This is a genomic window from Methylobacterium nodulans ORS 2060 (assembly GCF_000022085.1).
Classification (GTDB): Bacteria; Pseudomonadota; Alphaproteobacteria; order Rhizobiales; family Beijerinckiaceae; genus Methylobacterium; species Methylobacterium nodulans.
Map to the genome: position 1 here is coordinate 3684267 of NC_011894.1, position 18893 is coordinate 3703159.

Annotated in this window: 32 protein-coding genes, 1 tRNA gene and 1 pseudogene; 31 read left to right on the forward strand and 3 right to left on the reverse strand. The window is 69.3% G+C overall.

From position 1 onward, the window contains the following. Positions 1 to 152 precede the first annotated feature (152 nt). From MNOD_RS46750 to MNOD_RS43480, 29 genes and pseudogenes are all read left to right on the forward strand, one after another. Positions 153 to 1049, forward strand: coding sequence for a hypothetical protein (locus MNOD_RS46750; RefSeq protein WP_157091487.1), 897 nt, complete (start codon positions 153 to 155; stop codon positions 1047 to 1049). Positions 1050 to 1567: 518 nt separating this feature from the next. After that, complete coding sequence (locus MNOD_RS16885; RefSeq protein WP_015930144.1) at positions 1568 to 1825, forward strand: hypothetical protein; 258 nt, start codon at positions 1568 to 1570, stop codon at positions 1823 to 1825. After that, the gene (locus tag MNOD_RS16890; RefSeq protein ID WP_015930145.1) at positions 1825 to 2238 is read left to right on the forward strand and encodes a hypothetical protein; all 414 of its coding nucleotides are present in this window, start codon (positions 1825 to 1827) and stop codon (positions 2236 to 2238) included. Before MNOD_RS16885 ends, MNOD_RS16890 begins: the two co-directional genes overlap by 1 nt. Further along, on the forward strand, positions 2238 to 2609 hold the full coding sequence (locus MNOD_RS49145; RefSeq protein ID WP_015930146.1) for a hypothetical protein: 372 nt from the start codon (positions 2238 to 2240) through the stop codon (positions 2607 to 2609). Before MNOD_RS16890 ends, MNOD_RS49145 begins: the two co-directional genes overlap by 1 nt. Next, positions 2606 to 2881: a hypothetical protein gene (locus MNOD_RS16900; protein ID WP_015930147.1), complete on the forward strand. Its 276-nt coding sequence runs from the start codon at positions 2606 to 2608 to the stop codon at positions 2879 to 2881. The genes MNOD_RS49145 and MNOD_RS16900 overlap by 4 nt, the downstream gene beginning before the upstream one ends. Positions 2882 to 2883: 2 nt before the next feature. Continuing rightward, positions 2884 to 3648: a type I restriction-modification system methyltransferase subunit-like protein gene (locus MNOD_RS16905; RefSeq protein ID WP_015930148.1), complete on the forward strand. Its 765-nt coding sequence runs from the start codon at positions 2884 to 2886 to the stop codon at positions 3646 to 3648. Then, the gene (locus tag MNOD_RS16910; RefSeq protein ID WP_015930149.1) at positions 3648 to 4166 is read left to right on the forward strand and encodes an HNH endonuclease; all 519 of its coding nucleotides are present in this window, start codon (positions 3648 to 3650) and stop codon (positions 4164 to 4166) included. Before MNOD_RS16905 ends, MNOD_RS16910 begins: the two co-directional genes overlap by 1 nt. Further along, entirely contained in the window at positions 4163 to 4474 is a 312-nt protein-coding gene (locus MNOD_RS16915; RefSeq protein ID WP_015930150.1) for a hypothetical protein, read from the forward strand. Before MNOD_RS16910 ends, MNOD_RS16915 begins: the two co-directional genes overlap by 4 nt. Further along, complete coding sequence (locus MNOD_RS16920; protein ID WP_015930151.1) at positions 4471 to 5421, forward strand: YqaJ viral recombinase family nuclease; 951 nt, start codon at positions 4471 to 4473, stop codon at positions 5419 to 5421. The genes MNOD_RS16915 and MNOD_RS16920 overlap by 4 nt, the downstream gene beginning before the upstream one ends. Beyond that, positions 5418 to 6329, forward strand: a complete 912-nt coding sequence (locus MNOD_RS41535; protein WP_015930152.1) for a recombinase RecT — start codon at positions 5418 to 5420, stop codon at positions 6327 to 6329. The genes MNOD_RS16920 and MNOD_RS41535 overlap by 4 nt, the downstream gene beginning before the upstream one ends. Positions 6330 to 6332: 3 nt before the next feature. Beyond that, a complete protein-coding gene (locus tag MNOD_RS16930) occupies positions 6333 to 6791 on the forward strand; it encodes a hypothetical protein (protein ID WP_015930153.1) in 459 nt (152 codons plus the stop codon). 10 nt (positions 6792 to 6801) lie between these two features. Continuing rightward, positions 6802 to 7248, forward strand: coding sequence for a hypothetical protein (locus MNOD_RS16935; protein WP_015930154.1), 447 nt, complete (start codon positions 6802 to 6804; stop codon positions 7246 to 7248). 2 nt (positions 7249 to 7250) lie between these two features. Further along, entirely contained in the window at positions 7251 to 7658 is a 408-nt protein-coding gene (locus MNOD_RS16940; protein ID WP_015930155.1) for a hypothetical protein, read from the forward strand. Next, on the forward strand, positions 7658 to 7855 hold the full coding sequence (locus MNOD_RS16945; protein ID WP_015930156.1) for a hypothetical protein: 198 nt from the start codon (positions 7658 to 7660) through the stop codon (positions 7853 to 7855). Before MNOD_RS16940 ends, MNOD_RS16945 begins: the two co-directional genes overlap by 1 nt. Then, positions 7855 to 8574, forward strand: a complete 720-nt coding sequence (locus MNOD_RS16950; RefSeq protein ID WP_015930157.1) for an ASCH domain-containing protein — start codon at positions 7855 to 7857, stop codon at positions 8572 to 8574. The genes MNOD_RS16945 and MNOD_RS16950 overlap by 1 nt, the downstream gene beginning before the upstream one ends. Then, positions 8574 to 9014 (forward strand): ASCH domain-containing protein, encoded by a 441-nt coding sequence (locus MNOD_RS16955; RefSeq protein WP_015930158.1) that lies wholly within the window; start codon positions 8574 to 8576, stop codon positions 9012 to 9014. Before MNOD_RS16950 ends, MNOD_RS16955 begins: the two co-directional genes overlap by 1 nt. Beyond that, positions 9014 to 9442, forward strand: coding sequence for a hypothetical protein (locus MNOD_RS16960; RefSeq protein WP_015930159.1), 429 nt, complete (start codon positions 9014 to 9016; stop codon positions 9440 to 9442). Before MNOD_RS16955 ends, MNOD_RS16960 begins: the two co-directional genes overlap by 1 nt. Continuing rightward, a pseudogene (locus tag MNOD_RS49150) lies at positions 9439 to 9921 on the forward strand (DNA cytosine methyltransferase); the annotation flags it as partial. The gene MNOD_RS16960 and the pseudogene MNOD_RS49150, both read left to right, overlap by 4 nt. Positions 9922 to 10446: 525 nt before the next feature. Beyond that, positions 10447 to 10581: a hypothetical protein gene (locus tag MNOD_RS49990; RefSeq protein WP_280113496.1), complete on the forward strand. Its 135-nt coding sequence runs from the start codon at positions 10447 to 10449 to the stop codon at positions 10579 to 10581. A 4-nt stretch (positions 10582 to 10585) separates the two neighbouring features. Continuing rightward, the gene (locus tag MNOD_RS16970) at positions 10586 to 10909 is read left to right on the forward strand and encodes a hypothetical protein (RefSeq protein ID WP_015930161.1); all 324 of its coding nucleotides are present in this window, start codon (positions 10586 to 10588) and stop codon (positions 10907 to 10909) included. Positions 10910 to 10958: 49 nt separating this feature from the next. After that, a complete protein-coding gene (locus tag MNOD_RS16975; protein WP_015930162.1) occupies positions 10959 to 11513 on the forward strand; it encodes a hypothetical protein in 555 nt (184 codons plus the stop codon). 3 nt (positions 11514 to 11516) lie between these two features. Then, a complete protein-coding gene (locus MNOD_RS16980; RefSeq protein WP_015930163.1) occupies positions 11517 to 11996 on the forward strand; it encodes a hypothetical protein in 480 nt (159 codons plus the stop codon). Further along, entirely contained in the window at positions 11989 to 12141 is a 153-nt protein-coding gene (locus MNOD_RS48090; protein ID WP_015930164.1) for a hypothetical protein, read from the forward strand. Before MNOD_RS16980 ends, MNOD_RS48090 begins: the two co-directional genes overlap by 8 nt. A gap of 2 nt (positions 12142 to 12143) precedes the next feature. Further along, positions 12144 to 12485 (forward strand): hypothetical protein, encoded by a 342-nt coding sequence (locus tag MNOD_RS16985; protein ID WP_015930165.1) that lies wholly within the window; start codon positions 12144 to 12146, stop codon positions 12483 to 12485. Then, a complete protein-coding gene (locus MNOD_RS16990) occupies positions 12475 to 12807 on the forward strand; it encodes a hypothetical protein (protein WP_015930166.1) in 333 nt (110 codons plus the stop codon). Before MNOD_RS16985 ends, MNOD_RS16990 begins: the two co-directional genes overlap by 11 nt. After that, positions 12804 to 13058: a hypothetical protein gene (locus MNOD_RS16995; RefSeq protein ID WP_015930167.1), complete on the forward strand. Its 255-nt coding sequence runs from the start codon at positions 12804 to 12806 to the stop codon at positions 13056 to 13058. The genes MNOD_RS16990 and MNOD_RS16995 overlap by 4 nt, the downstream gene beginning before the upstream one ends. Then, positions 13048 to 13356 carry a hypothetical protein gene (locus tag MNOD_RS17000; RefSeq protein ID WP_015930168.1) on the forward strand — a complete coding sequence of 103 codons (309 nt, stop codon included), beginning with the start codon at positions 13048 to 13050 and terminating at the stop codon, positions 13354 to 13356. Before MNOD_RS16995 ends, MNOD_RS17000 begins: the two co-directional genes overlap by 11 nt. A 188-nt stretch (positions 13357 to 13544) precedes the next feature. Beyond that, positions 13545 to 14180: a hypothetical protein gene (locus MNOD_RS17005; RefSeq protein ID WP_015930170.1), complete on the forward strand. Its 636-nt coding sequence runs from the start codon at positions 13545 to 13547 to the stop codon at positions 14178 to 14180. A gap of 43 nt (positions 14181 to 14223) precedes the next feature. Beyond that, positions 14224 to 14433 (forward strand): helix-turn-helix domain-containing protein, encoded by a 210-nt coding sequence (locus MNOD_RS43480; RefSeq protein ID WP_244424754.1) that lies wholly within the window; start codon positions 14224 to 14226, stop codon positions 14431 to 14433. Here MNOD_RS43480 and MNOD_RS17010 read toward each other — a convergent pair. Further along, entirely contained in the window at positions 14373 to 15635 is a 1263-nt protein-coding gene (locus MNOD_RS17010; protein ID WP_015930172.1) for a tyrosine-type recombinase/integrase, read from the reverse strand. The genes MNOD_RS43480 and MNOD_RS17010 overlap by 61 nt on opposite strands. Before the next feature lie 110 nt (positions 15636 to 15745). Beyond that, positions 15746 to 15835 (reverse strand) — tRNA-Ser (locus MNOD_RS17015). A 422-nt stretch (positions 15836 to 16257) separates the two neighbouring features. Here MNOD_RS17015 and MNOD_RS17020 point away from each other — a divergent pair. Beyond that, entirely contained in the window at positions 16258 to 16650 is a 393-nt protein-coding gene (locus tag MNOD_RS17020) for a response regulator (protein WP_043751447.1), read from the forward strand. 168 nt (positions 16651 to 16818) lie between these two features. Here the strand turns inward: MNOD_RS17020 and MNOD_RS17025 are convergent, their stop codons facing one another. Next, the gene (locus tag MNOD_RS17025; protein ID WP_015930174.1) at positions 16819 to 17028 is read right to left on the reverse strand and encodes a hypothetical protein; all 210 of its coding nucleotides are present in this window, start codon (positions 17026 to 17028) and stop codon (positions 16819 to 16821) included. Positions 17029 to 17190: 162 nt separating this feature from the next. Between MNOD_RS17025 and MNOD_RS17030 the strand changes: the two genes are divergently transcribed. Next, positions 17191 to 18441 (forward strand): hypothetical protein, encoded by a 1251-nt coding sequence (locus MNOD_RS17030; protein WP_157091489.1) that lies wholly within the window; start codon positions 17191 to 17193, stop codon positions 18439 to 18441. The last annotated feature ends 452 nt before the right edge of the window (positions 18442 to 18893 follow it).

Here is an 18893-nt window from a genome sequence, read left to right on the forward strand (position 1 = left end):
GGCGAGGCGGCTGAGTGAGCAGTGCTCCCTTCGCCATCGGACTTCGCGGCCTTACGCAGCAGCTGCACCGAGGGGCGCGTGAGAGGTTCCGGTCTTTATTGACCTATATTCTGGCCGTGCTACGAGTCCATCCATAACAATCTGGGGGTAGGATGATGTCGGCCGACCAATTGAGTCTCTACCTTGATTTGGAAGAAGGTCAAAAGGCGGATCTTGAGGTGGCCGCCCGTGCAGCAATTGCCCTGACTGCAACCGTCCGTGAAATTGCAGCCTTTATAGATCCTTTTAGCGACGTTAAACTGGAACTTATTGACAGTTCCGAGGGCAGTCTATTTCTGAATACAAAGGTTAGATTTCTTTCAGCCGCGGGGCCGAAAGAGATGACGTTGTATGCCGTTTTATTTGTTTGCTTAACTTGGATTGGGACAAGCGCGGTTGGATTTGTCGTGGAAAAAATAGAAGATCATGTTTGGGAGCAGGCATTCGGGAAAGATTTCGCAAAACTCTCTGACGACGACAAGAAAGACATTGCAGATCTCGTTGCAAGGGCGATAGAGGCCAATGCTGGCAAAAAGCCATCAGAGCGGCTATATGCGGAGCTGTCTCAAGACCCTGCTGTTAAGGGTGTGGCGGTAACAAAAGATAGAAATAAAAAGCCTTCGAGCATTGTCCCGCGATCCGAATTTGCAAGTCGAAGCGGTGGCGCCGTAAGAAACGAAAGAGTTATCCAGCGCCGGACTACGAGAGGGATTAGAAAAGTTATCCTTGTAAGCCCGGTTCTTGTACCTGGAAAAAGAAGATGGAAATTTCGCATTGGCAAGGAGGAGTTCGGCGCCCCCGTTCACGATACACAATTTGTTGATGCCGTCTTGTCAGGAAAATTTCCAATTGTAATGAAAAGCAATGTAGAGATGACTGTCGATCTTGAGGTAACCGAAGAACTAAATGACGGCCATTGGGAAGCAATGGACTATAACGTCTGGCGGGTTCTTGGCGCCCCTGTGCAGTTCCAAGGAGAGCAGACCTCATTTCCGCTCGATAAGAAGTAGGCAACAAGCCCAACCGCCAATCAGCACGGCACAAAACAATGCCGCAATCTGACTCTGACTGTTGATAGCCCGTAAGACAAGCCAAAGACAGCTTCCCGCCAGGATGGCGGAAAGCCAAGCTTTTGCGCGGCCTGTCCACATGCTCATAGCGTTAATATAGAGCGTCGCCATCTGTAAATCAAGAGTTAAAATTCATTAATTTATCGCATAAGACATTAGATTGAGAAGACAGTTATAAATTCTCCTCTATCCAATTTGCTTCAAATGTTTGGGACAGCATCCTTCACAACGATGAGTCCAGCTCCCGTCTCGTGCGCATCGAGCAGGCGGTCAAGGCTATTGTGGCGTAGCCGCTCTGCGCAACAGCAGTCTCCTCCACAGCCCCGCCCTTGCGGGGGGCATTTTCGTTTGCGGCGTCACCATCGCGCGGACAAATTTTGTCACCTAGTTGGAAACGCGTGCTTGACCCGTTACCGGGTTGGTGACAGCATTAAGCCATCCACCACGGATGGCCCGCCATGCTCACCCGCCCCCAACCCGACCTGATCGCATCCGCGCCGCGCCCGCGTGCGCCGCGCTTCCCCGCCGAGATCTTCCCCGCCTTCGAGCCGCCGCTGTTCCTGCGCGGGCCGCTGCCCGAGGATGAGCCGCAGCGCGAGCCCGCGGACCGCGATTGGCTCGCGACGGGCCTCGTCATCATCGCGGCGGCGATCCTCATCGCGCTGGCCCTGAGCGGCGGCGCGCTGGTCAACGCGGTGCGTGGGGGCGTGCTCTGATGGCCGCCCTCACCCTCCCCGCCAGGCGCATCACCGCCCGGTCCCTCGTCGCTGCCCGGCTGGCGGCCGCCCGCGACGCCCTGCTCTGCGCCGAGCGCTACCTCGACGAGGTCACCGTCGCACTCCACGCCGGCGACACCGGGCTGTCCCGGGTTGGCGCCTCGGATGACGCGGTGATCCGCGAGGTCCGGGAGCGGGCCTTCGCCGCCCGCCGCGCCTACGACACCCTGCGCCTCGAGCTGCTGACGCCTGAGGAGCACGCGCTCACCCCGAACGACGAGGACGACATGGCCTCGGCGCTGCGGCTGCGGCTGTGCGCCAACGAGGAGGCCGAGACGGCCCCGGGCGAGCTCGACTTCATCGAGGAAAGCCGCCGCGAATACGTCCTCCAGGCGCACGGGCGGGGGTGCTGATGAGCGCGCCCTACAGTCTTCCCTGGTCGCTCGGCTCGGTCGAACACGCAAACGGCGACCCCGTCGCCGACACGACGGTCATCTGGCTATCGAATGGCGGGACGATCGAAGTCGAGGAGACCAAGAACGCGGGCCGGATCGCGAACCTGATTCTAGCCGCGCCGGATCTGCTCGATGCACTACACGGAGATCCAGACTGCCCGGAGATTAGCCCTCTCTCGTGGCTCAAGTCTCTGATCGACCACTGCAAGGAACGTGGCCCGAAGCCGGACGAGGAAGATCCGGACGCGTGGTTCACGATGGTGCGGGAGGCCGAGGAGCTTCACCGCAAGGGCACGGCTGCCGTCTCGAAGGCGGAGGGCCGGTCATGACCGGCTCCGTCATCAGCCTCAGCACCGGTCGGCCGATCGACGCACGCTTCCTGCCCGCCTTCGCGAGCCTCGAAGCGCAGCGGCGCGCCGCGGTGGCGGCGGAGAGCGTCAGCGCTCTCCTGGTCGTTGCGACCGACCTGGTGCGCATCGATGCGCTCCTTGCATTCGCTGACCCGGTCCTGGCGGATCAGGTGCGGGAGGTCCTGCGGCACGCAGCCGGGGTGATCATCCCCGAACTGGACGCGGCAGTCGCGCAGGCGCGGAGGGCGTGACCATGCGCGTCTCTCCCGACGTCCTGGCGGTGCTCGACCGCGCCACCTGCACCGGCAACGCCCTGTCGCTTGCGCATCTCGGGCAACTCGATCGCAAGCTCTACGCCGCCGTCGACAACGTGCTGCAGGCGGCGGGCGGAAAGTGGAACCGCAAGGCTGCGGCCCACCTGTTCGACGGCGATGCGGCCGACGCGATAGAGCCCATCTTGCTCACCGGCGAGGTCACGTCTCGCAGGCAAGAATTCCAGCAGTTCGACACGCCGCCCGAGCTTGCCGCTCACGTCGTCGCTCTAGCTGACATTCACCCTGGCATGTTCGTGCTGGAGCCCAGCGCTGGCAATGGCGCGCTGGCAATCCCGGCAGCGGACGCGGGCGCTGACGTCCAATGCTTCGAGCTTGATCCGAAGCGGGCATTTGCGCTGAGCGAGATCGGGCCGGGACGTTTCGACGTCACTTGCTGCGACTTCGTGGCCGTGCCACCTGCGCCGGTCAACGACCGCGTCGTGATGAACCCACCGTACTCGAAGCGGCAGGACATCCGCCACGTGCGCCATGCGGTGCGGTTCCTTAAGCCCGGCGGCCGGCTCATCGCCATCATGGCGGCGAGCATCACCTTTTCGACTGTGCGCGAGGTCGCCGAATTCCGCGACTTCCTGGCCGAGCACAACGCCACCGTCGAGACGCTGCCGGAGGGGTCGTTCAAGGCGTCCGGCACAAGCGTCAACACCGTGCTGGTCGCCCTCGACATGCCAGGAGGCGCGTCGTGATGGCCGCCGCCCGCACTCCGCGCGCGAAGCGCCCCGACGAGATGACCCGCTTCCGCGCGTGGCTCACGGCCAACGGCGCGGAGGTCCTGGCGCCGACCAACCCCTACGAAGTGGTCCGCTTCCGCGGCTCGCAGGGCGTGTCGATCATCTACCGAAGCGACACCAAGCCGATCTCGCGCATGACGGGGCAGGCTGCCGAGGCGCTCGCCACCTTCCGGCGCGGCGAGGCGATGCGCTTCGTCCCGGCGACGGGCAAGACAGCGCCCGCGAAGATCGAGCCGATTGTCCGGGCACTCCTCGAGCGCGACGGCCCGACCTGCTTCTACTGCGACGCGCCGTTCAGCGAGACCTTGCCGCCGACGCGCGAGCACCTCCTGAGCCGCACGCACAGCGGCCCGGATCACATCGCGAACCAAGCGCTCGCCTGCCAGCCCTGCAACCTGAAGGCCGGTCACCTCTCGCTCGTCGAGAAGATCCGCCTGCGCGATCGGCTTCGGGCCGAGAGGAGCGCGTCGTGACGCCCGCCGAATCCTCCCAGACCTTCCGTGCCTACCTCGGCGCGCTCGGCTGCCCGGCCCCGTGGGCAGTCGTTGAGCGGTCCGGCCGGATGATCGTCGACGCCGAGGGCAAGCCCTGCGCTTCGGCGATGCCGGTCGCCTCGGTGGCCATCGTGCATGAGCGGGCCGAGATCATCTGCTCGGCGGTCAACGCGATGGCCGGTGTCCTGCCGGCAGGCGCCATGGCGCCGCTCGACCCGGCCCACCTCGATGCGCTGTCGGCCGAGACGGCGCACTTCCTCCGGCGCGTCGGCGGGGGCGCGTCGTGAAGATCGAGCGCCACCGCATCAACCCGGCAAAGGATCGCGCCGGCTGGCTCGCGCTGCGGGCCCAGGACATCACCGCCTCGGTGGCGGGGGCCGTGCTGGGGGTCCACGAGTACACGACCCGCTTCGAGCTCCACGCGCTCAAGGCCGGGCTTCTCTCCGAGGATCCGACCGAGACCCTGGCGATGCGCCGGGGCCGACTCCTCGAGGACGATGCGCTGCAGGTCCTGCGCGAGGACCGGCCGCGCTGGAAGGTGACCCCGGCGAACAATGTCTACCTGCGCGCCCCGGAGCTGCGGATCGGCTGCACGCCGGACGCCTACGCCGTCGATCCCGAGCGCCCCGGGCGGGGCATCATTCAGGTGAAGACGACCTCCGATATCGTCTTCCGGCACAAGTGGCGGACCGAGGGCGGCGAGATCGAACTGCCGCTCTGGATCGCCGTCCAGGCGATTGTCGAGGCGAGGCTGACCAAAGCCGCCTGGGCGGCGGTCGCGCTCCTCGTGGTCGGGCACGACCTCAATCTGCACGTAGTCGAGATCCCGCTGCACGCCGGGATCTGGGATCGCCTCGTGCAGGAGGTCCGCGCCTTCTGGCAGGGCGTCGCGGACGGCGTGCCGCCGCCGGCCGACTACAGCCGCGACGGCGATGCCCTCGCCGCGCTCTACCCGCCAGATGACGGCCTGCCGGTGCTCGACCTGTCGGGCGACAACCGGGCGCCAGCCTTGGTCGATGAGCGCGCCGCCGCGGCGGTCACAATCCGCGAAGCCGAGAAGGTCAAGAAGGCCCTCGATGCCGAGTTGATCGAGAAGCTCGCCGGCTACACCCAGGCGACCCTCGGCGACGGCCGGCTGATCGTCCGCAAAACCCAGCACCGGGCCTCCTACACGGTCCAGGCGACCTTCTTCCCCACCATCACCATCCGCACCCCCCGAAAGGCAGCCGCATGACCGCTGGAGCCCTCACCCTGTCCGATGCCGAGCGCCGCGTGGCCGAGCGCGTTGATCCCGCCGCCACCGCGGCCCTGTCCGTATCCGCCGAGAGCGGCGGCGTCGCGTTCGCCAATGCCGGCCAGCTGATGGAGTTCGCCAAGCTGATGGCCGTCTCGTCAGCGGGCGTCCGCAAGCACCTGCGTGGCAACCCGGGCGCCTGCCTCGCGATCTGCACCCAGGCCGTCGAGTGGGGGATGTCGCCCTACGCGGTCGCGAACAACTCCTACTTCGTCAACGACCAGATCGCCTTCGAGTCGAAGCTGGTTCAGGCCGTCATCCTGAAGCGCGCGCCGATTAAGGGCCGGATCCGGTTCGAGTACACAGGCGACGGCGACGAGCGGCGGTGCCGCGCCTGGGCCCGTCTCGCCGACGAGCCGGACGAGGTGGTCGACTACCTCTCCCCGCCGCTCGGCAAGATCACGCCGAAGAACTCGCCCCTGTGGAAGCAGGACCCCGACCAGCAGCTCGCCTACTTCTCGGGTCGGGCGCTTTGCCGGCGGCACTTCCCGGACGTGTTGCTCGGCGTCTACGCGGACGACGAGATCGAGGTCGCGCCGCGCGGGCCGGATCAGGCCCGCGATGTCACGCCTAGGGGGTTGGCCGGGCGACTCGACGCGCTCGCTGCAGCCCCACCGCCGACCGCTTCGGCTGCTGTGGACGCCTTCACCGATACCGAGGCCCCCGGGAATGGCCCGGCGACAGCTCCGGCCGAGGATGAGCCCGAAACCGGCGCGCAGGGCGCCGACGTCGGCGAGAGCGGCGACTGGCACGACCCGGCCTTGGGCGGCGCCGCAGACGATTTCCCGGGCAACGACGCCCTGAGCGACATGCGCACGGGCCGCCGCTCGTCCAGGTGGGAGGCCTGACCGATGCGCGCCCTCCCCATCACGATCACGGCCGACGACTCGAGGCACTTCAACCTCGCTATCGGGAACGGCGAGAACACCCAGCACGCCACGGGCCTCGCGTGGGACGAGCTCCTCGGCATGGTGGGTGTGCTCACCCACCCCGAAATCCGATCCGCGCCCTACGGCATCAGCAAGGTCCGCGCGGTGGCGGCCGAGGAGGCGCCTTGCGTCCCGCGGCGCGAGGAGCCGGCGCTGACCACCGAGCCGCTCGCCGTCATCCGCATGACCATCGTCCAAGCCGAGCGGCTCACGGCCGCGATGTCGGAACTGCTGGCTTGGTGCGAGGGCTTTCGGGCGGCTCTCGGCGACGATCCAACCCGCCAGCCTCCCGGCATCGAGCACGCCTTTGCGGCGCGCAACCTCATCCGGACTGCGCTCCACGAAGCTCGCGGCGACGAGTCCGGCGACCTGCCGTTCTGAGGGCCCGGCGATGCTCAGCACCACCGCGCTCCAGACCGACCGCCACAACATCCGCTCGCGCCGCACTTACGCCGCGCGCGAGGCGGCCGAGCGGCCTGTCCTACCGCTGCCGACGATCATCATCGTGGAGGCCTGCGGCTACGACACCGCGCTCGCCAACCCCGGCGCCGTGGTGCTGGACAAGGCTTATCGCTGCGTCCGGTGCGGCCGGCATCGCCTCGACCTCCGTCACGTCGGCACGTTCGAGCTGCTCGCCTTCCTGTTCAGCGAGCGGGTCGGGCTGGCGGTGAGCCGCGCCGAGGCCATGGCTGCGGCCCGCCCCGGCAAGCCGATGAGCGATGCCCGGCAATCCCAGCTCGTGCGCCGCGCCAACGCGGTGCTCGCCCCTCTGCACCTGCACGTCGAAACGATCTGGGGCGGCTCCCTCCGCCTCGTCGCCATCCCGGGAGACGCCTGACCATGCGCGCTGCTGATCTCCGCGAACTCGACATCCCCTCGCTGCGCCTTGCCGCCGATATCGCGGCGCGCAACCAGGGTGACGTTGCCCTCCTCGCAGCCCGGTTCGTGGCGGGCGCAGACGACTGCCTGCCACATACCCGGGTCGCAGCGGCGCACACCGAGGCGCAGGCGCGGGACATGGTCGCGATCGCGGGGCTCGTCGCGCTGGTCGAGCGCCACGCTGACCAGCTGCTCCCGATCTTCGAAGCGCTGGAGCGCGGCGAGGAGGTGACCATCCGCCAGAGCCGGGCGGCGGAGCTGGTCCGGCCGCGCAGCGCGGTCCCGGTGAGGTCCCACTGGCCGGTGATGCGGCGGCCCGGGACGGTGATGGGACCCGTCGCGGTCGCGATGGCGGCGGAGGTGCGGTGATGCGCTCCGACCTCGTCGACCTCACCGTTGAGATCGCCCGCGAGACGGACCTCGCCGTGCTCGTCCACGAGGGCGACAAGAGCAAGGCCGTGTGGCTGCCGAAGAGCGTCGTGGAAATCGTCCGCGACGATCCGATGCCCGGCCTCGCCACCATCACCCTGCCCGAGCGGGTCGCTGTCGAGAAAGGGCTGGTCTGATGGTCGATCGTCCCATCATCTTCAGCGCGCCCATGATCAGGGCGCTCCTCGCCGGCCGGAAGACGCAGACGCGACGCCTCTGCAAACCCATGAACAAGTGGGTGCACCAGGAGGGCCGAGAGGTCCGCCTGCATCAAGGGCAGTGGTGCCACTTCCTGCAGGACGCCGAACTGCCGATCGAGCGGCTCCGCTTGCCCTGGCAGGTCGGAGACCGCCTCTGGGTCCGGGAGACCTGGGCTGTCGGCAACATCTACGACGGCATCCCGCCGCGCAACATCAACCCGGGCGGCAAGCCGAATTGGTGCGGCATCCGGTACGCCGCAACCGATGAGCGCCTTGGGATCAAGGATCGCTCGCCGATCCACATGCCGCGGTGGGCCTCGCGCCTCACCCTGATCGTCACGGACGTCCGCGTCGAGCGGCTGCAGGACATCAGCGAGGAGGACGCCCGAGCCGAGGGCTGCGAGCACGATCTCTGGGACCATGCGCTTGCCGTCCGCGACTACAGCGCGCCCGACAAGTGGCTCTGCGGTTGGGGGACGCTCGAAGGGCGACCCGGCTACGTGCCGGAGGAGCGCATCTTCCGCGAGAGCTTTCGCTCTCTCTGGGAGAGCATCAACGGCGCCAAGTCCTGGGCGGATAATCCATGGATCTGTGCCAGTAGTTTCCGCGTCATCCAGCAGAACATCGACGCGATCGACATCGGGAGGGCTGCGTGATGGACCGCCTCCCGACCAAGGCCCTCTCGATCCGGCAGCCTTGGGCACACCTGATCCTGCACCACGGCAAGGACGTCGAGAACCGCTCCTGGTCGACCCGCTACCGCGGCCCGGTCCTGATCCATGCCGCAAAGGGCATGACGGACGACGAGTGGGACGATGCGATGGACCTGCTCGACGCCATCTCGCGCCAGGACCGCGAAACCGTCCTGCGCCGCCGGGCGCGGGTGCACAACGGGATGCGCCGCGGCGGCATCGTGGGTGTCGTCGACATCACGGACTGCGTTCGTGACAGCGGGTCTCCGTGGTTCTTCGGACCCATCGGCTTCGTGCTCACCAATCCGCGACCGCTGCCCTTCGTGCCCTGCCGCGGCCAGCTCGGCTTCTTCGACGTGCCGGGCGAAGTTCTCGACGCCCTCCAGACGGGAAGGGCCGCCTGATGCCTATGACCCTCCGCATCCTCAAGAAGAAGAGCAAGCAGGCCGCCGAGATCCTGACCAAGCACTATGCCGACCAGATCTCGGACATCTTCCTCGCCGAACGGTGTGAGAACTATCACGGGCTCGTCATCCGCTGCGGCTGCCCGAAGCGAGACGACGACCTTCGGAGGTGCGACCACCAGTGGCACCCGCTGCCCGGCACGCCGATGACCGGCGAGGTATCCGGCTACTACGAACCCGAGTGGAACGAGCGCACCGCGTGGGAGACGCTGTGGCAGCTCGTGCATTGGGGCGAGCGCCCGGCGACCATGACGGACCGGGAGTGGTGGCGCACCAAAGCCATCACCGGCACCGAGCCGGTCGACGTGGACGCGCTCGTCGCCGAGTGGGAGCGCGAAGACGCCCTCGACGCAGCGAGGGCCGCATGAGCAGCCATCTCGTGATCGACAGCTTCGCGGGCAGGCGCGCCTATTACAACGAGGTGGACCCGTATGCCGCGGCCTGGATCCGCAACCTCATCGCCACCGGACTTGTTGCGCCCGGAGACGTGGACGAGCGGGACATCCGGGACGTCCGACCCAGCGACCTCGCCGGCTACACCCGCTGCCACTTCTTCGCGGGGATCGGCGTCTGGGACTATGCTCTCGGCCTTGCTGGCTGGCCGGCGCACCGGCCCGTCTGGACCGGCTCCTGTCCCTGCCAACCTTTCTCCACGGCAGGCCGCGGAGATGGGTTTGCTGACGAGCGGCATCTGTGGCCGTCCTGGTTCCACCTCATCCGCGAGTGCGGTCCTGCAGTCGTCTTTGGAGAGCAGGTTGCGAGCACGGATGGGCTCGCATGGCTCGACCTTGTTTCGGCTGACCTGGAGAGTGCGGGTTACGCCTTTGCGGCGGCGGATCTGCCAGCTGCAGGCGTCGGCGCGCCCCACATCAGACAGCGCTCCTGGTTCGTGGCCCACGCCGCGGAGCGTGGAAGCTGGGCACGCGACCGGCAACCCGGAGCGGGCTCTCGACCACAAGAGCCGCTTGGAGGATGCGGTTTTCCTGGCCGCTTGGTCGACGCCGATTTCCTCAAACGCCAATGGGGCTCGTCAGCCGGACGGGAAGCGGGGGATTGGTCTGAACAGCGAGGCCAAACTGGCCTCCTGGCCCACGCCGACGCGCACGGACGCGCTCCGGCACCCGGGGCCGGACTTCACGACCCGGAACATAACCCTGAACCACTGCGCCTCGTGGGCCACCCCGGCAGCCCGGGACTATCGGCACGCGAACGCCAAGAGCTTCTCGGAGCGGGGCGGTGGCAAGAAGGGCGAGCAGCTCAACAACCAGGTCGTTCATTCTGGTCCGACGCCGAGTGGATCCCCTGCCGAGATGGGAAAGCCCGGCCAGTTGAACCCGGCACATTCCCGCTGGCTCATGGGGCTCCCGCCCGAGTGGGACGCCTGCGCGCCTACGGCAACGCGATCGTCGCGCAGGTCGCGGCCGAGTTCATCGCCACCGTCCTCGACCTGAGCGCCGGCTACGCCACCGCGCCCGGCGCCGATCTCCCCCTCTTCGCTGCGGAGTGAGCCGATGACCTCCGCTGCCCGCGCGCCCACGCCCTTCGACGTCCTCGGCGACTCTCTGCCCTGCCGGTGTCCCGGCATGGGCTACGACCCGGATCTCGGCCTCGACCTGTGCGCCTGTATAGCCGCCGAGAAGGCGCTGCGCGCCTATCGCGACCGGCGACATCTGCCGCCGATGACGGATGAGCAGCGCGCATGGTGCCTCTCCGAGATCGAGCGCGCCGAGGGATACGAGCGCGCCTGTCATGCGAGCGAGACGGACAACGAGCTTGCCGGCACGGTGCTTTGTGCGTGGCTCGACTTCGCGCGGGACAAGGGGCTGGTGCGATGACCTCTGCCCGCCTCACAGGCCTGTGCGCAGAGGGTGGGGAGCGGCCGTGATGCTCGTCCCTCCGCTCGCGCACATCGAGGCCATCGACCGGACCGACCTCAACCGGCTCCTGACCCGCTGGGGTCATCGCATGGGCGCCTACACGCGCCCGAGCTACGCAATCGAGGCACATCACGCCCTGTTCGAACACGGCGAGCCGGTCGCGGTCACTGCCGCTGGCGAGACGGTGCGCGAGACGATTGGGCGGACCGGCATCTCGCGGGCGCGGTGCGTCGAGCTTGCCCGCCTGTGCGCGGCGCGCCGCGATCTCTGCCGGCCCATGCTCCGGCTCTGGCGCGAGATGATCTTCCCCGCCGTGGCGGCGGTCCACGGGCGGGATCTCGCCGTCTCCTATCAGGACGAGGCCCTGCATACGGGCGACCTCTACCGGTTCGATGGCTGGCTCCTGCTCGGCAAGGGCGGTGGCGGCGGACCGGACACCCGCACCGGCCGTCCTGGGCGCCGCATGAAGATCTGGGCTTGGCCGCCCGATCTCGCGACCGCCGCCCTCTCCCGCCTCACCCCGCCATCAGGGCGCCCCGATCCCTCATCCGCAGGAGCCTGACCAGTGTCCCGTCGCATCTACGTCGCCTCGTCCTGGCGCAACCCGAAGCAGCCGGCGGTCGTCGCCGCACTGCGCGCGGCGGGCCACGAGGTCTACGACTTCCGCAACCCCTTCAATGGCGTGCCGGGCTTCGCGTGGTCGGAGATCGACCCGAATTGGGAGGCATGGTCGGCTGCGGAGTACCGGCGCCTGCTGACCACGCACCCGATCGCCGCCCGCGGCTTCGTCAGTGACCTGCGGGGCATGCAGTGGGCGGACACCTGCGTCCTCGTCCTGCCATGCGGGCGCTCCGCCCATCTGGAGGCCGGCTGGTTCTGCGGCGCCGGCAAGCGGTGCCTGATCCTCACCCAGGATGGCGAGGAGCCCGAGCTGATGGCGCTCCTCGCCACCGACATCTGCATCTCGCTTGAGGAGGTGGTTCGGGCGCTCGCGACCAGGCGGACCGCGCCGCTCGCCGCGGCCGCGGAGGTGAGTCATGCCTGACCGTCTCTCCCTCCTCGACCTCATCTGCATCGCTGCCGCGACCGTCGAACTGCTGATCGCCACCGTCTGGCGGATGCCGGCGGCGGTGATGGCCGATTGGCTCGACCTCGCTGCCGGGCGCGGCGGGGCAACGGTGGGAGTGTGACCGTGGCTCAGCTTTTACGCGCCATCTATCCGCCCGAGCACGCCTCGCGCCTTTCTGATCGCGCAGGCGAGCCCTACCGCCCCAGCAACGGCACCGAGGGCGACATCTTCGCCGCCGCCTGGTGCTCGGACTGCCGCAAGCGCCCGCGCTGCCGGATCCCGCTGCGGGCCATGGCTCATGACATCAGCGAGCGCGGCTACCCGCACCAGTGGCGGTACGGCGGGGATGGGCAGCCGATCTGCACGGCTCACGACAATGGCCCGCCTCCGCCACGCCGTGCGCGACCCTGCCGCCGCACGGGAGACCTGTTCGGCCAGATGCCGGAGGTGCGCCATGTCGGGTGAGCGCATCCCCGCGCACCTCTCCGGCCTCAGCGACGACGCCAAGGCCGTGGCTGGTGGCCACTTCGGCTTCATGCAGCCGGGCAAGGGCACGCTCACTTTCAAGACGCCCTCGCGCATGACTGAACGCGGAAAGGCCGCCCTCGACGAGCTCGTAGCCGCCGGCGTCTGCACTGTGGAGCCGTTCAACCAGCTCGACGGCCTCGTCTACCGGCCCGTCATCAACTGCCGGCCGTTCGCGCGGTGGCTGATGCGCAACGAAGCTGCGGGCCGCTTCGCGATGGTGAAGTCGGATTCCTCGTCGACCGAGGAGGCCTGCCCATGATCCGCATCGCCTGCTGCGTCCCGTTCTGCCGGCGCATGACAGACGCCAGCAAGCTCCAGCCCTGGGGCGCGAGCGAATGGCTCTGCCAGGAGCATTGGAGCGGGATCCCCGCCCGGCGGCGCAAGGCCTACCGCCGGGCCGTCCGGCGCATGGACAGCCGCACGCCCGCCTCGGTGCGCCTGTGGCGGCGGATCAAGGCCCAGGCGATCGAGGCCGCCGCGGGCATCGAGGGAGGCGCCCGTGTCGGTTGATCCCGCCCGCGCCGCCTACGAGGCGCGCTTTGCCGACATGACGCTCGGGCCGTGCGGTGCGGCGCCGGCCTGGAACGACCTCCCGCCCGAGGGCAAGGCGGTGTGGCAGCGGGTGGCTCAAGCGGCTGTTGCTGCCGCCCTCAAGCCGACCGGCGAGCGCCCCTGTGACTGCGAGCGGTGTGACTGCGGCAACGTCGGAGATGCTGCCGAGGTCGCCGAGTGGGACGCGCAGCAGCGAGCCTACGAGGCCGCCCTGTCTGCCCTCTCCGCCCCGAGCCAGGAGGCGCGCGATGCGTGATGACCCTATCCGGACCGTGCTCGGCCTCGCACTCGGCGCTCTCATAGAACGTGAGGGCGCCCGGCAGCCCTGTCGAACCGCACCGAGCCCGAAGGCCATTGCCGCTGACAGGGCCGCAGCCGAGGCCAAGCGTGCCCGCAGAAATGCTCGCCGCGCCGCCCTCGCCGCCCCGAGCACGGGAGGCGAGCGTGAGTGAGATGGTAGAGCGGGTGGCGCGCGCGTTGGCGACAGAGCGCGGCCACGACGACATCAACGAGTGCTTTCCCTGCGCCGATGGGCGGCTGCGCCCGATCTGGTCGTTTTTCATTCCCGATGCGCGGGTCGCCCTCGCGGCCATGCGCGAGCCGACAGTCGAGATGATCGCCGCCTTCTGGCGGGTGAAGAACACCGGTTCGACCGAGCCCGGCGAGACTGGCGAGGACCGCAGCGATTACGCCGCCTACCGCGCGATGATCGACGCCGCGCGGCCCGCCCCGAGCACAGACACGATCAGCCCGGCCCCGTACATCTCGGAAGAGCTGCGTTACGACCGCGAGGGGCGCCGCATCCGCACACTGGCTGAGGCCCGCGTCGAGCGGCCCGCCTCGAACGCGGAGGAGATGCGCTCAAGGCCCACCACTCACGTCGCGCTGGCCGCTGCCGCTGCCCGGGTGGCCTGCGGACTGGACATCACCGCCGAGGCCGTCGCCGCCCGAAGCCGGGAGGCCGCCAAGGACATCCGGGAGGCGGCCCGCCAACTCCGCGCCGCCCTCTCCCCATCCGCTCCCGCGGCAGGAGCGGGAGGTCTGCAGGACAGAGGAGAACCACCCCATGCGCAGGGCTGAGCGCATCCCCAGCCAGAGAGAAACACCAATACAGGAGCGATCCGTGAAGCGCGCGCAGTCATCCATCACGCCACTGGCCCATCGGGTTGAGGATGCGGCCGGCATGGTGGGGGTCAGCACTTCCATGATCTGGAAGCTGATCCGCGAGGGCAAGCTGCGCTCCAGCAAGATCGGCCGCGCAACCGTGATCCCTCACGGCGATCTGGTCGCGCTCATTGGCGGCTCGGCCGTGGATGCTCCGCCGCAGACATAGGCGCCCCAATCATCCATCAGCCGGCGGCGCTTCGTGAGCGCGTCGCCGCGGCGGTAGGCCCGTTCGGTGGCGTCTCCCACCATGTGCGCCAGGGCCGCTTCGATCACCTCGCGCGGATGGTCAGTCTCATCCGCCGCCCAATCTCGGAATGACGACCGGAAGCCATGAGCGGTGATGTCAGGGTGCTTGGCTCGGCGTAGCAGGGCCGCGAACACCATGTCGGACAGCGCCGTGTCATTGCGGCTTGGGAAAATCAGGCCGTCCTCGTCCGAGGACTCCATGTGCAGTTTGGACAGGATCTCGACAGCGCGGGCACAGAGCGGCACGCGATGCGGCCGCTTCGCCTTCATCCGTTCCTTCGGCACGGTCCAGAGCGCGCCCGCCAGATCCACCTCGGCCCAGGTCATGCCGCGGATCTCGCCGGACCGGGCCGCCGTGAGGATCAGCAGCTCAAGCGCACGCGCGGTCTGCGCCTCGCGCTGGCGGATCTCGGCAACAAAGGCCGGCACTTCCTTATATGGGAGCGCGGTGTGATGCCCGCGCTGGAGCTTACCGGCTCGCGGCAACAGGACGTCGAGATGTCCCTTCCACCGGGCGGGGTTCTCGGACCCGCGGTGCCCTGCCACCCGGGCGGCATCCAGGATGCGTTCGATCCGGCCGCGCAGCCGGCGCGCCGTCTCGGCCTTGGTGTGCCAGATCGGTCGCAGCACCGCCAGCACGGCTTCCGTGTCGACATCCGCGACCGGCATCGCCCAGAGCGATGCCGCCTGCACCTCGAGCGTCTGGCGCCACTGCCGGCGGTGCGCGGCGTTGCGCCACGCCCGCTCGCGATCGGTCATGTAGACCTCGGCGACCTCGGCGAATGTGATCCGGTGGGGTGGCGGCTCATCGCTTGGTGGGGCGCGCCGGGCGTCGATTGGATCGACCCCAGCAGCGACCTGTGCCCTGGCTTCAGCGGCGAGCTCGCGGGCGCGGGCGAGCGGCACGGACAGGACAGGCCCGAGGCCCATCTCGCGGCGCCTGCCGGCCATCCGATAGAGAAAGACCCAGCGCTTGCCGCCGGCCGGATCGACGACAAGATAGAGGCCGCCGCCGTCCGCGTGCCGACCGGGCTCCGTCAGCGTCTGGACACGCCGCGCCGAGAGCTTGTTGACCTCCCGCCCCACCGCACCCCACCATTCGCCCCATCGGCGCCCCACCATTGTGGTGCCGAACCATCACCGTCGGTGCACGGTATTGGGCCTTATGTGGCTGATCTGCAAGGGGATGGGTGCGGTCGGTCACCGTCAGTGAATGATGGTGAATTGACTGTTGGCGGAGAGAGAGGGATTCGAACCCTCGATACGGTTGCCCGTATACACGCGTTCCAGGCGTGCGCCTTCAACCACTCGGCCACCTCTCCATCCCGGCCGGCGCCTTAGCTGGAAGCGAGCGCTGACAGGACGCAGTCCTCTAGCGGGGCGCGCGGGCGGGTGCAAGCGGGAGTGCAGTCGGAATCGTCCCTGGCGGCGCCCCGGCTGTGGCGATCGCGCCACGGGTCTGCCGCTCCGCCAGGAGTCCAGATCGGCTCCGGACTGGACATCTCCGCCCGACCGCCCGACCTTGGTCCGGTCACCTCGTCGAGCCGAGGCGACCGGGCCGCACGCTTGGGCGGCGGCTCCGGGCGGCAGCGGCCTGCAACCGGCACGAGCCGCTCCTCGTTTCGATCATCGGCCGGCGCGGCGCGGCGGTGGATCGGTGGTGGCACAGAGTCAGCCTGCCCTCCGCATGGATCGCCCGCCGGGCGTGCCGGCCGGACGGGCCGAGCGCGTGAGGGAGTCGACCGTGGGGAACGAGACCGAGAGCCTGCCGGGCGAGCGGCCCGTGGTGCTGGTGGTGGAGGACGAGGCCCTCACCATCATGGATCTGAGCGACGTGCTCGAAGGGGCCGGCTTCGAGACCCTGCAATCGGCCTCCGCCGAGCGGGCCATCAGCCTGCTGGAGAGCCGACCCGATATCATTGCGCTCATCACCGACGTCGAGTTGTCGGGCAAGACGGACGGGTTCGATCTCGCACGCACCGCGGTCCAGCTGCGCCCCGGGCTGCCGGTCGTGATCGTGTCCGGCCGCGCCAAGCCGGATCCCGACCGGATGCCGCAGGAGGCGCAGTTCGTCGCCCGGCCCTGCCGCGGGGACGATATCCTGGACGTGCTCAGGACCGTGATGGGGCGGGGGTGAGGCCGGACACGGCCTCGTCGAGCCACAGCCCGGCGGGTGCTCCGGCCGGGCCAAGGCCGAGCGCCGCCTGACGCAGTCGGCGCGACCGGGCCTGCGGCATCTCGGGCAGGTCCACCACGCTCCCGCCATCCGCTCCCCTGCTTAAACCGCCCGGGGCTGCGACACCCCCTACAGCTTCCCGCTCCCCTTGAGCGCGCGAAGCCGTGCCGCCCCCTCCCGTCCGTCCGGGCGCAGGGGCGTCAGCCGCCGTTCGAGGCCGTCGAGGGCGCGCAGCTGCAGCCGCATCACGCCGCGCAGGGCCTCGATGCGGGCGTGGAGCGCCCGTGCATCCGCCAGCGGATCGTAGAGGTCGGTTGAGGGGGAAGCATCGTGCGGCATGGGCGCATTCGGCGCTCGCAGGGTTAAGCTGCCGTAAAGACCGCCGCGCGATCCCGGGCCGGGCAGAGGGCGGCCCGCCGTCGTTGCGGCCGCGCCACGTGCGGCCGCGCTCCGGGACACCTATCTGTCGGGAACGGAGGACCGTTCCGGATGCCGCTCCCGATGCCGTGCGCCCTGCCACTGCCCGCCAGCCCGCATCCGCGCAGGATGGTCGCGGGCGCCGCCCTGCTCGCAGGCGCCATGGCCTTGGTCGCGGCCGGCCCCGCCGTGTTGCCGGAAGCCTGGACCGCGTGGCAGCTGCGGGCAGCCGCGGAGGACCCCGCGGATCTCGCGGCGATCCGGCTGCGGCGCGTCGCCACGCCCGAGCGTCTCGGCGCCGAATTCGACGCCGCTCTCGCGGCCGGCGACGCGGATCTGGCGAGAAGCCTCGTGGCGGTGGCGGAGGCCGAGGGCATGCCGGTCTCGGCCGAGCGGCGCACGGCCCTGGCTGCCGCGGAGGATGAGGCGCTCCGCCGCGGCGTCGCCGACGCGGCACGGGGCTTCGCCACCGGCCGGGGCGAGGGCCTGCCGGGCCTCGCCGGGGCGCTGGCCGGAGACCTCGTCGGCTACGGCGACCTGCGCGACCTCTGGACGGAGGGCGGCAAGCTCCTGCGTCAAGAGCCCTACGACGAGGTGCTGCTCGGCCTCTCGGCGGTCGGGCTCGCGCTCACGGGCGTCACGGTGGCGTCGTTCGGCACCGGCGCCGCTGCGAGCGTGCCTGCCCATGCGGGTGCGACGGCCCTGAAGCTCGCGACCCGCACCGGGCGCCTCTCGAAGCCGCTCCAGGCGACGCTCGCGCGCACGACGCACGGCCTCGTCGATTCCCGCGCGGTCGGCGGCGCGCTTGCCGCCCTCGGTCGTCTCGATCTGACGGCCGCCAAGACGACGGTGCGGGCGGCCCTCCGGCCCGGGGCGTTGCGGACCCTGCGTGGCCTCGGCGAGGAAGCCGCCGCGCTCCAGGCGCGGATCGGGACGCGCGGCACGCTCCAGGCGCTCTCGGTGGCCGAGAGCGCCGACGACCTGCGCCGGGCGGGCCGCCTCTCGGAGCGGCTCGGCCCACGCAGCCGCGCCGCCCTCGCCCTGCTCGGCCGCTCGGCGCTCGTGCTGGGATCGGTCGCGTTGACGCTCCTCCAGGCCCTCTGGCTCGGCGCGGCGTGGCTCTTCGGCGCCGCCCTGCTGTGCCGGCGGCTCGGAACCGCCATCGGCCGCTGGATCTGGCCTCGCCCCCTACCCGGCCGACGCCGCATGGAAAGCCGAGACAATGACCGTCAGGGCGCCGCGGATACGCGGCGCCTGCGGCTGCGCATGCAGGACCACCTTGGAGGATGGGAGCGGCGGCAGGCCGAACGCGCTCCCGACCTCGAGCGCGCCTGAGGGCGCGGTGCGGCGCGCCAGAGGGCGAATCTCCCGCCGGTCGTCCTGGGCGCGCACGATCACAGCACCGAAGCTCCGGGCCCGCGATCCGGGACTGCGCCCGGAAGACGTGCTGATCAGCCTCGTGGAGGTGAAGCCGGAGAACTAGCCCCTCGGTCACGGGGCAATGCAGTACGGGCCGCGCTGATCCCCGCCCCGGACGCGCGAAGGTCCGGCCGGGGCGCCCCCCGGCCGGACCTCCCGATGTGACCGCGGATCAGCGGCGGTCGGTCTCGGCCGGCCGGCGGGCGGGTGGCAGCTCGTCCTCCATGCCGGTATGGCGCTCGCGCGTGGTGCCGGCGAGCCCGTCGCGTTCCACCGCCGCGTCGATCGCCTGGGCGGCCGGCGGCGCGCCCGCCGCGTAGGGCATGCCGCCCGTCGGGATGCCCGCGCCGGTGTTGAGGCCGGTGGTG

Excerpts from the sequence above, each read along its gene's own strand:
- MNOD_RS46750 (WP_157091487.1), top strand. The coding sequence starts at position 153 with ATGATGTCGGCCGACCAATTGAGTCTCTACCTTGATTTGGAAGAAGGT.
- MNOD_RS16885 (WP_015930144.1), top strand. The coding sequence starts at position 1,568 with ATGCTCACCCGCCCCCAACCCGACCTGATCGCATCCGCGCCGCGCCCG.
- MNOD_RS16890 (WP_015930145.1), top strand. The coding sequence starts at position 1,825 with ATGGCCGCCCTCACCCTCCCCGCCAGGCGCATCACCGCCCGGTCCCTC.
- MNOD_RS49145 (WP_015930146.1), top strand. The coding sequence starts at position 2,238 with ATGAGCGCGCCCTACAGTCTTCCCTGGTCGCTCGGCTCGGTCGAACAC.
- MNOD_RS16900 (WP_015930147.1), top strand. The coding sequence starts at position 2,606 with ATGACCGGCTCCGTCATCAGCCTCAGCACCGGTCGGCCGATCGACGCA.
- MNOD_RS16905 (WP_015930148.1), top strand. The coding sequence starts at position 2,884 with ATGCGCGTCTCTCCCGACGTCCTGGCGGTGCTCGACCGCGCCACCTGC.
- MNOD_RS16910 (WP_015930149.1), top strand. The coding sequence starts at position 3,648 with ATGGCCGCCGCCCGCACTCCGCGCGCGAAGCGCCCCGACGAGATGACC.
- MNOD_RS41535 (WP_015930152.1), top strand. The coding sequence starts at position 5,418 with ATGACCGCTGGAGCCCTCACCCTGTCCGATGCCGAGCGCCGCGTGGCC.
- MNOD_RS16930 (WP_015930153.1), top strand. The coding sequence starts at position 6,333 with ATGCGCGCCCTCCCCATCACGATCACGGCCGACGACTCGAGGCACTTC.
- MNOD_RS16935 (WP_015930154.1), top strand. The coding sequence starts at position 6,802 with ATGCTCAGCACCACCGCGCTCCAGACCGACCGCCACAACATCCGCTCG.
- MNOD_RS16940 (WP_015930155.1), top strand. The coding sequence starts at position 7,251 with ATGCGCGCTGCTGATCTCCGCGAACTCGACATCCCCTCGCTGCGCCTT.
- MNOD_RS16945 (WP_015930156.1), top strand. The coding sequence starts at position 7,658 with ATGCGCTCCGACCTCGTCGACCTCACCGTTGAGATCGCCCGCGAGACG.
- MNOD_RS16950 (WP_015930157.1), top strand. The coding sequence starts at position 7,855 with ATGGTCGATCGTCCCATCATCTTCAGCGCGCCCATGATCAGGGCGCTC.
- MNOD_RS16955 (WP_015930158.1), top strand. The coding sequence starts at position 8,574 with ATGGACCGCCTCCCGACCAAGGCCCTCTCGATCCGGCAGCCTTGGGCA.
- MNOD_RS16960 (WP_015930159.1), top strand. The coding sequence starts at position 9,014 with ATGCCTATGACCCTCCGCATCCTCAAGAAGAAGAGCAAGCAGGCCGCC.
- MNOD_RS16970 (WP_015930161.1), top strand. The coding sequence starts at position 10,586 with ATGACCTCCGCTGCCCGCGCGCCCACGCCCTTCGACGTCCTCGGCGAC.
- MNOD_RS16975 (WP_015930162.1), top strand. The coding sequence starts at position 10,959 with ATGCTCGTCCCTCCGCTCGCGCACATCGAGGCCATCGACCGGACCGAC.
- MNOD_RS48090 (WP_015930164.1), top strand. The coding sequence starts at position 11,989 with ATGCCTGACCGTCTCTCCCTCCTCGACCTCATCTGCATCGCTGCCGCG.
- MNOD_RS16990 (WP_015930166.1), top strand. The coding sequence starts at position 12,475 with ATGTCGGGTGAGCGCATCCCCGCGCACCTCTCCGGCCTCAGCGACGAC.
- MNOD_RS16995 (WP_015930167.1), top strand. The coding sequence starts at position 12,804 with ATGATCCGCATCGCCTGCTGCGTCCCGTTCTGCCGGCGCATGACAGAC.
- MNOD_RS17010 (WP_015930172.1), bottom strand. The coding sequence starts at position 15,635 with ATGGTGGGGCGCCGATGGGGCGAATGGTGGGGTGCGGTGGGGCGGGAG.
- MNOD_RS17025 (WP_015930174.1), bottom strand. The coding sequence starts at position 17,028 with ATGCCGCACGATGCTTCCCCCTCAACCGACCTCTACGATCCGCTGGCG.
- MNOD_RS17030 (WP_157091489.1), top strand. The coding sequence starts at position 17,191 with ATGCCGTGCGCCCTGCCACTGCCCGCCAGCCCGCATCCGCGCAGGATG.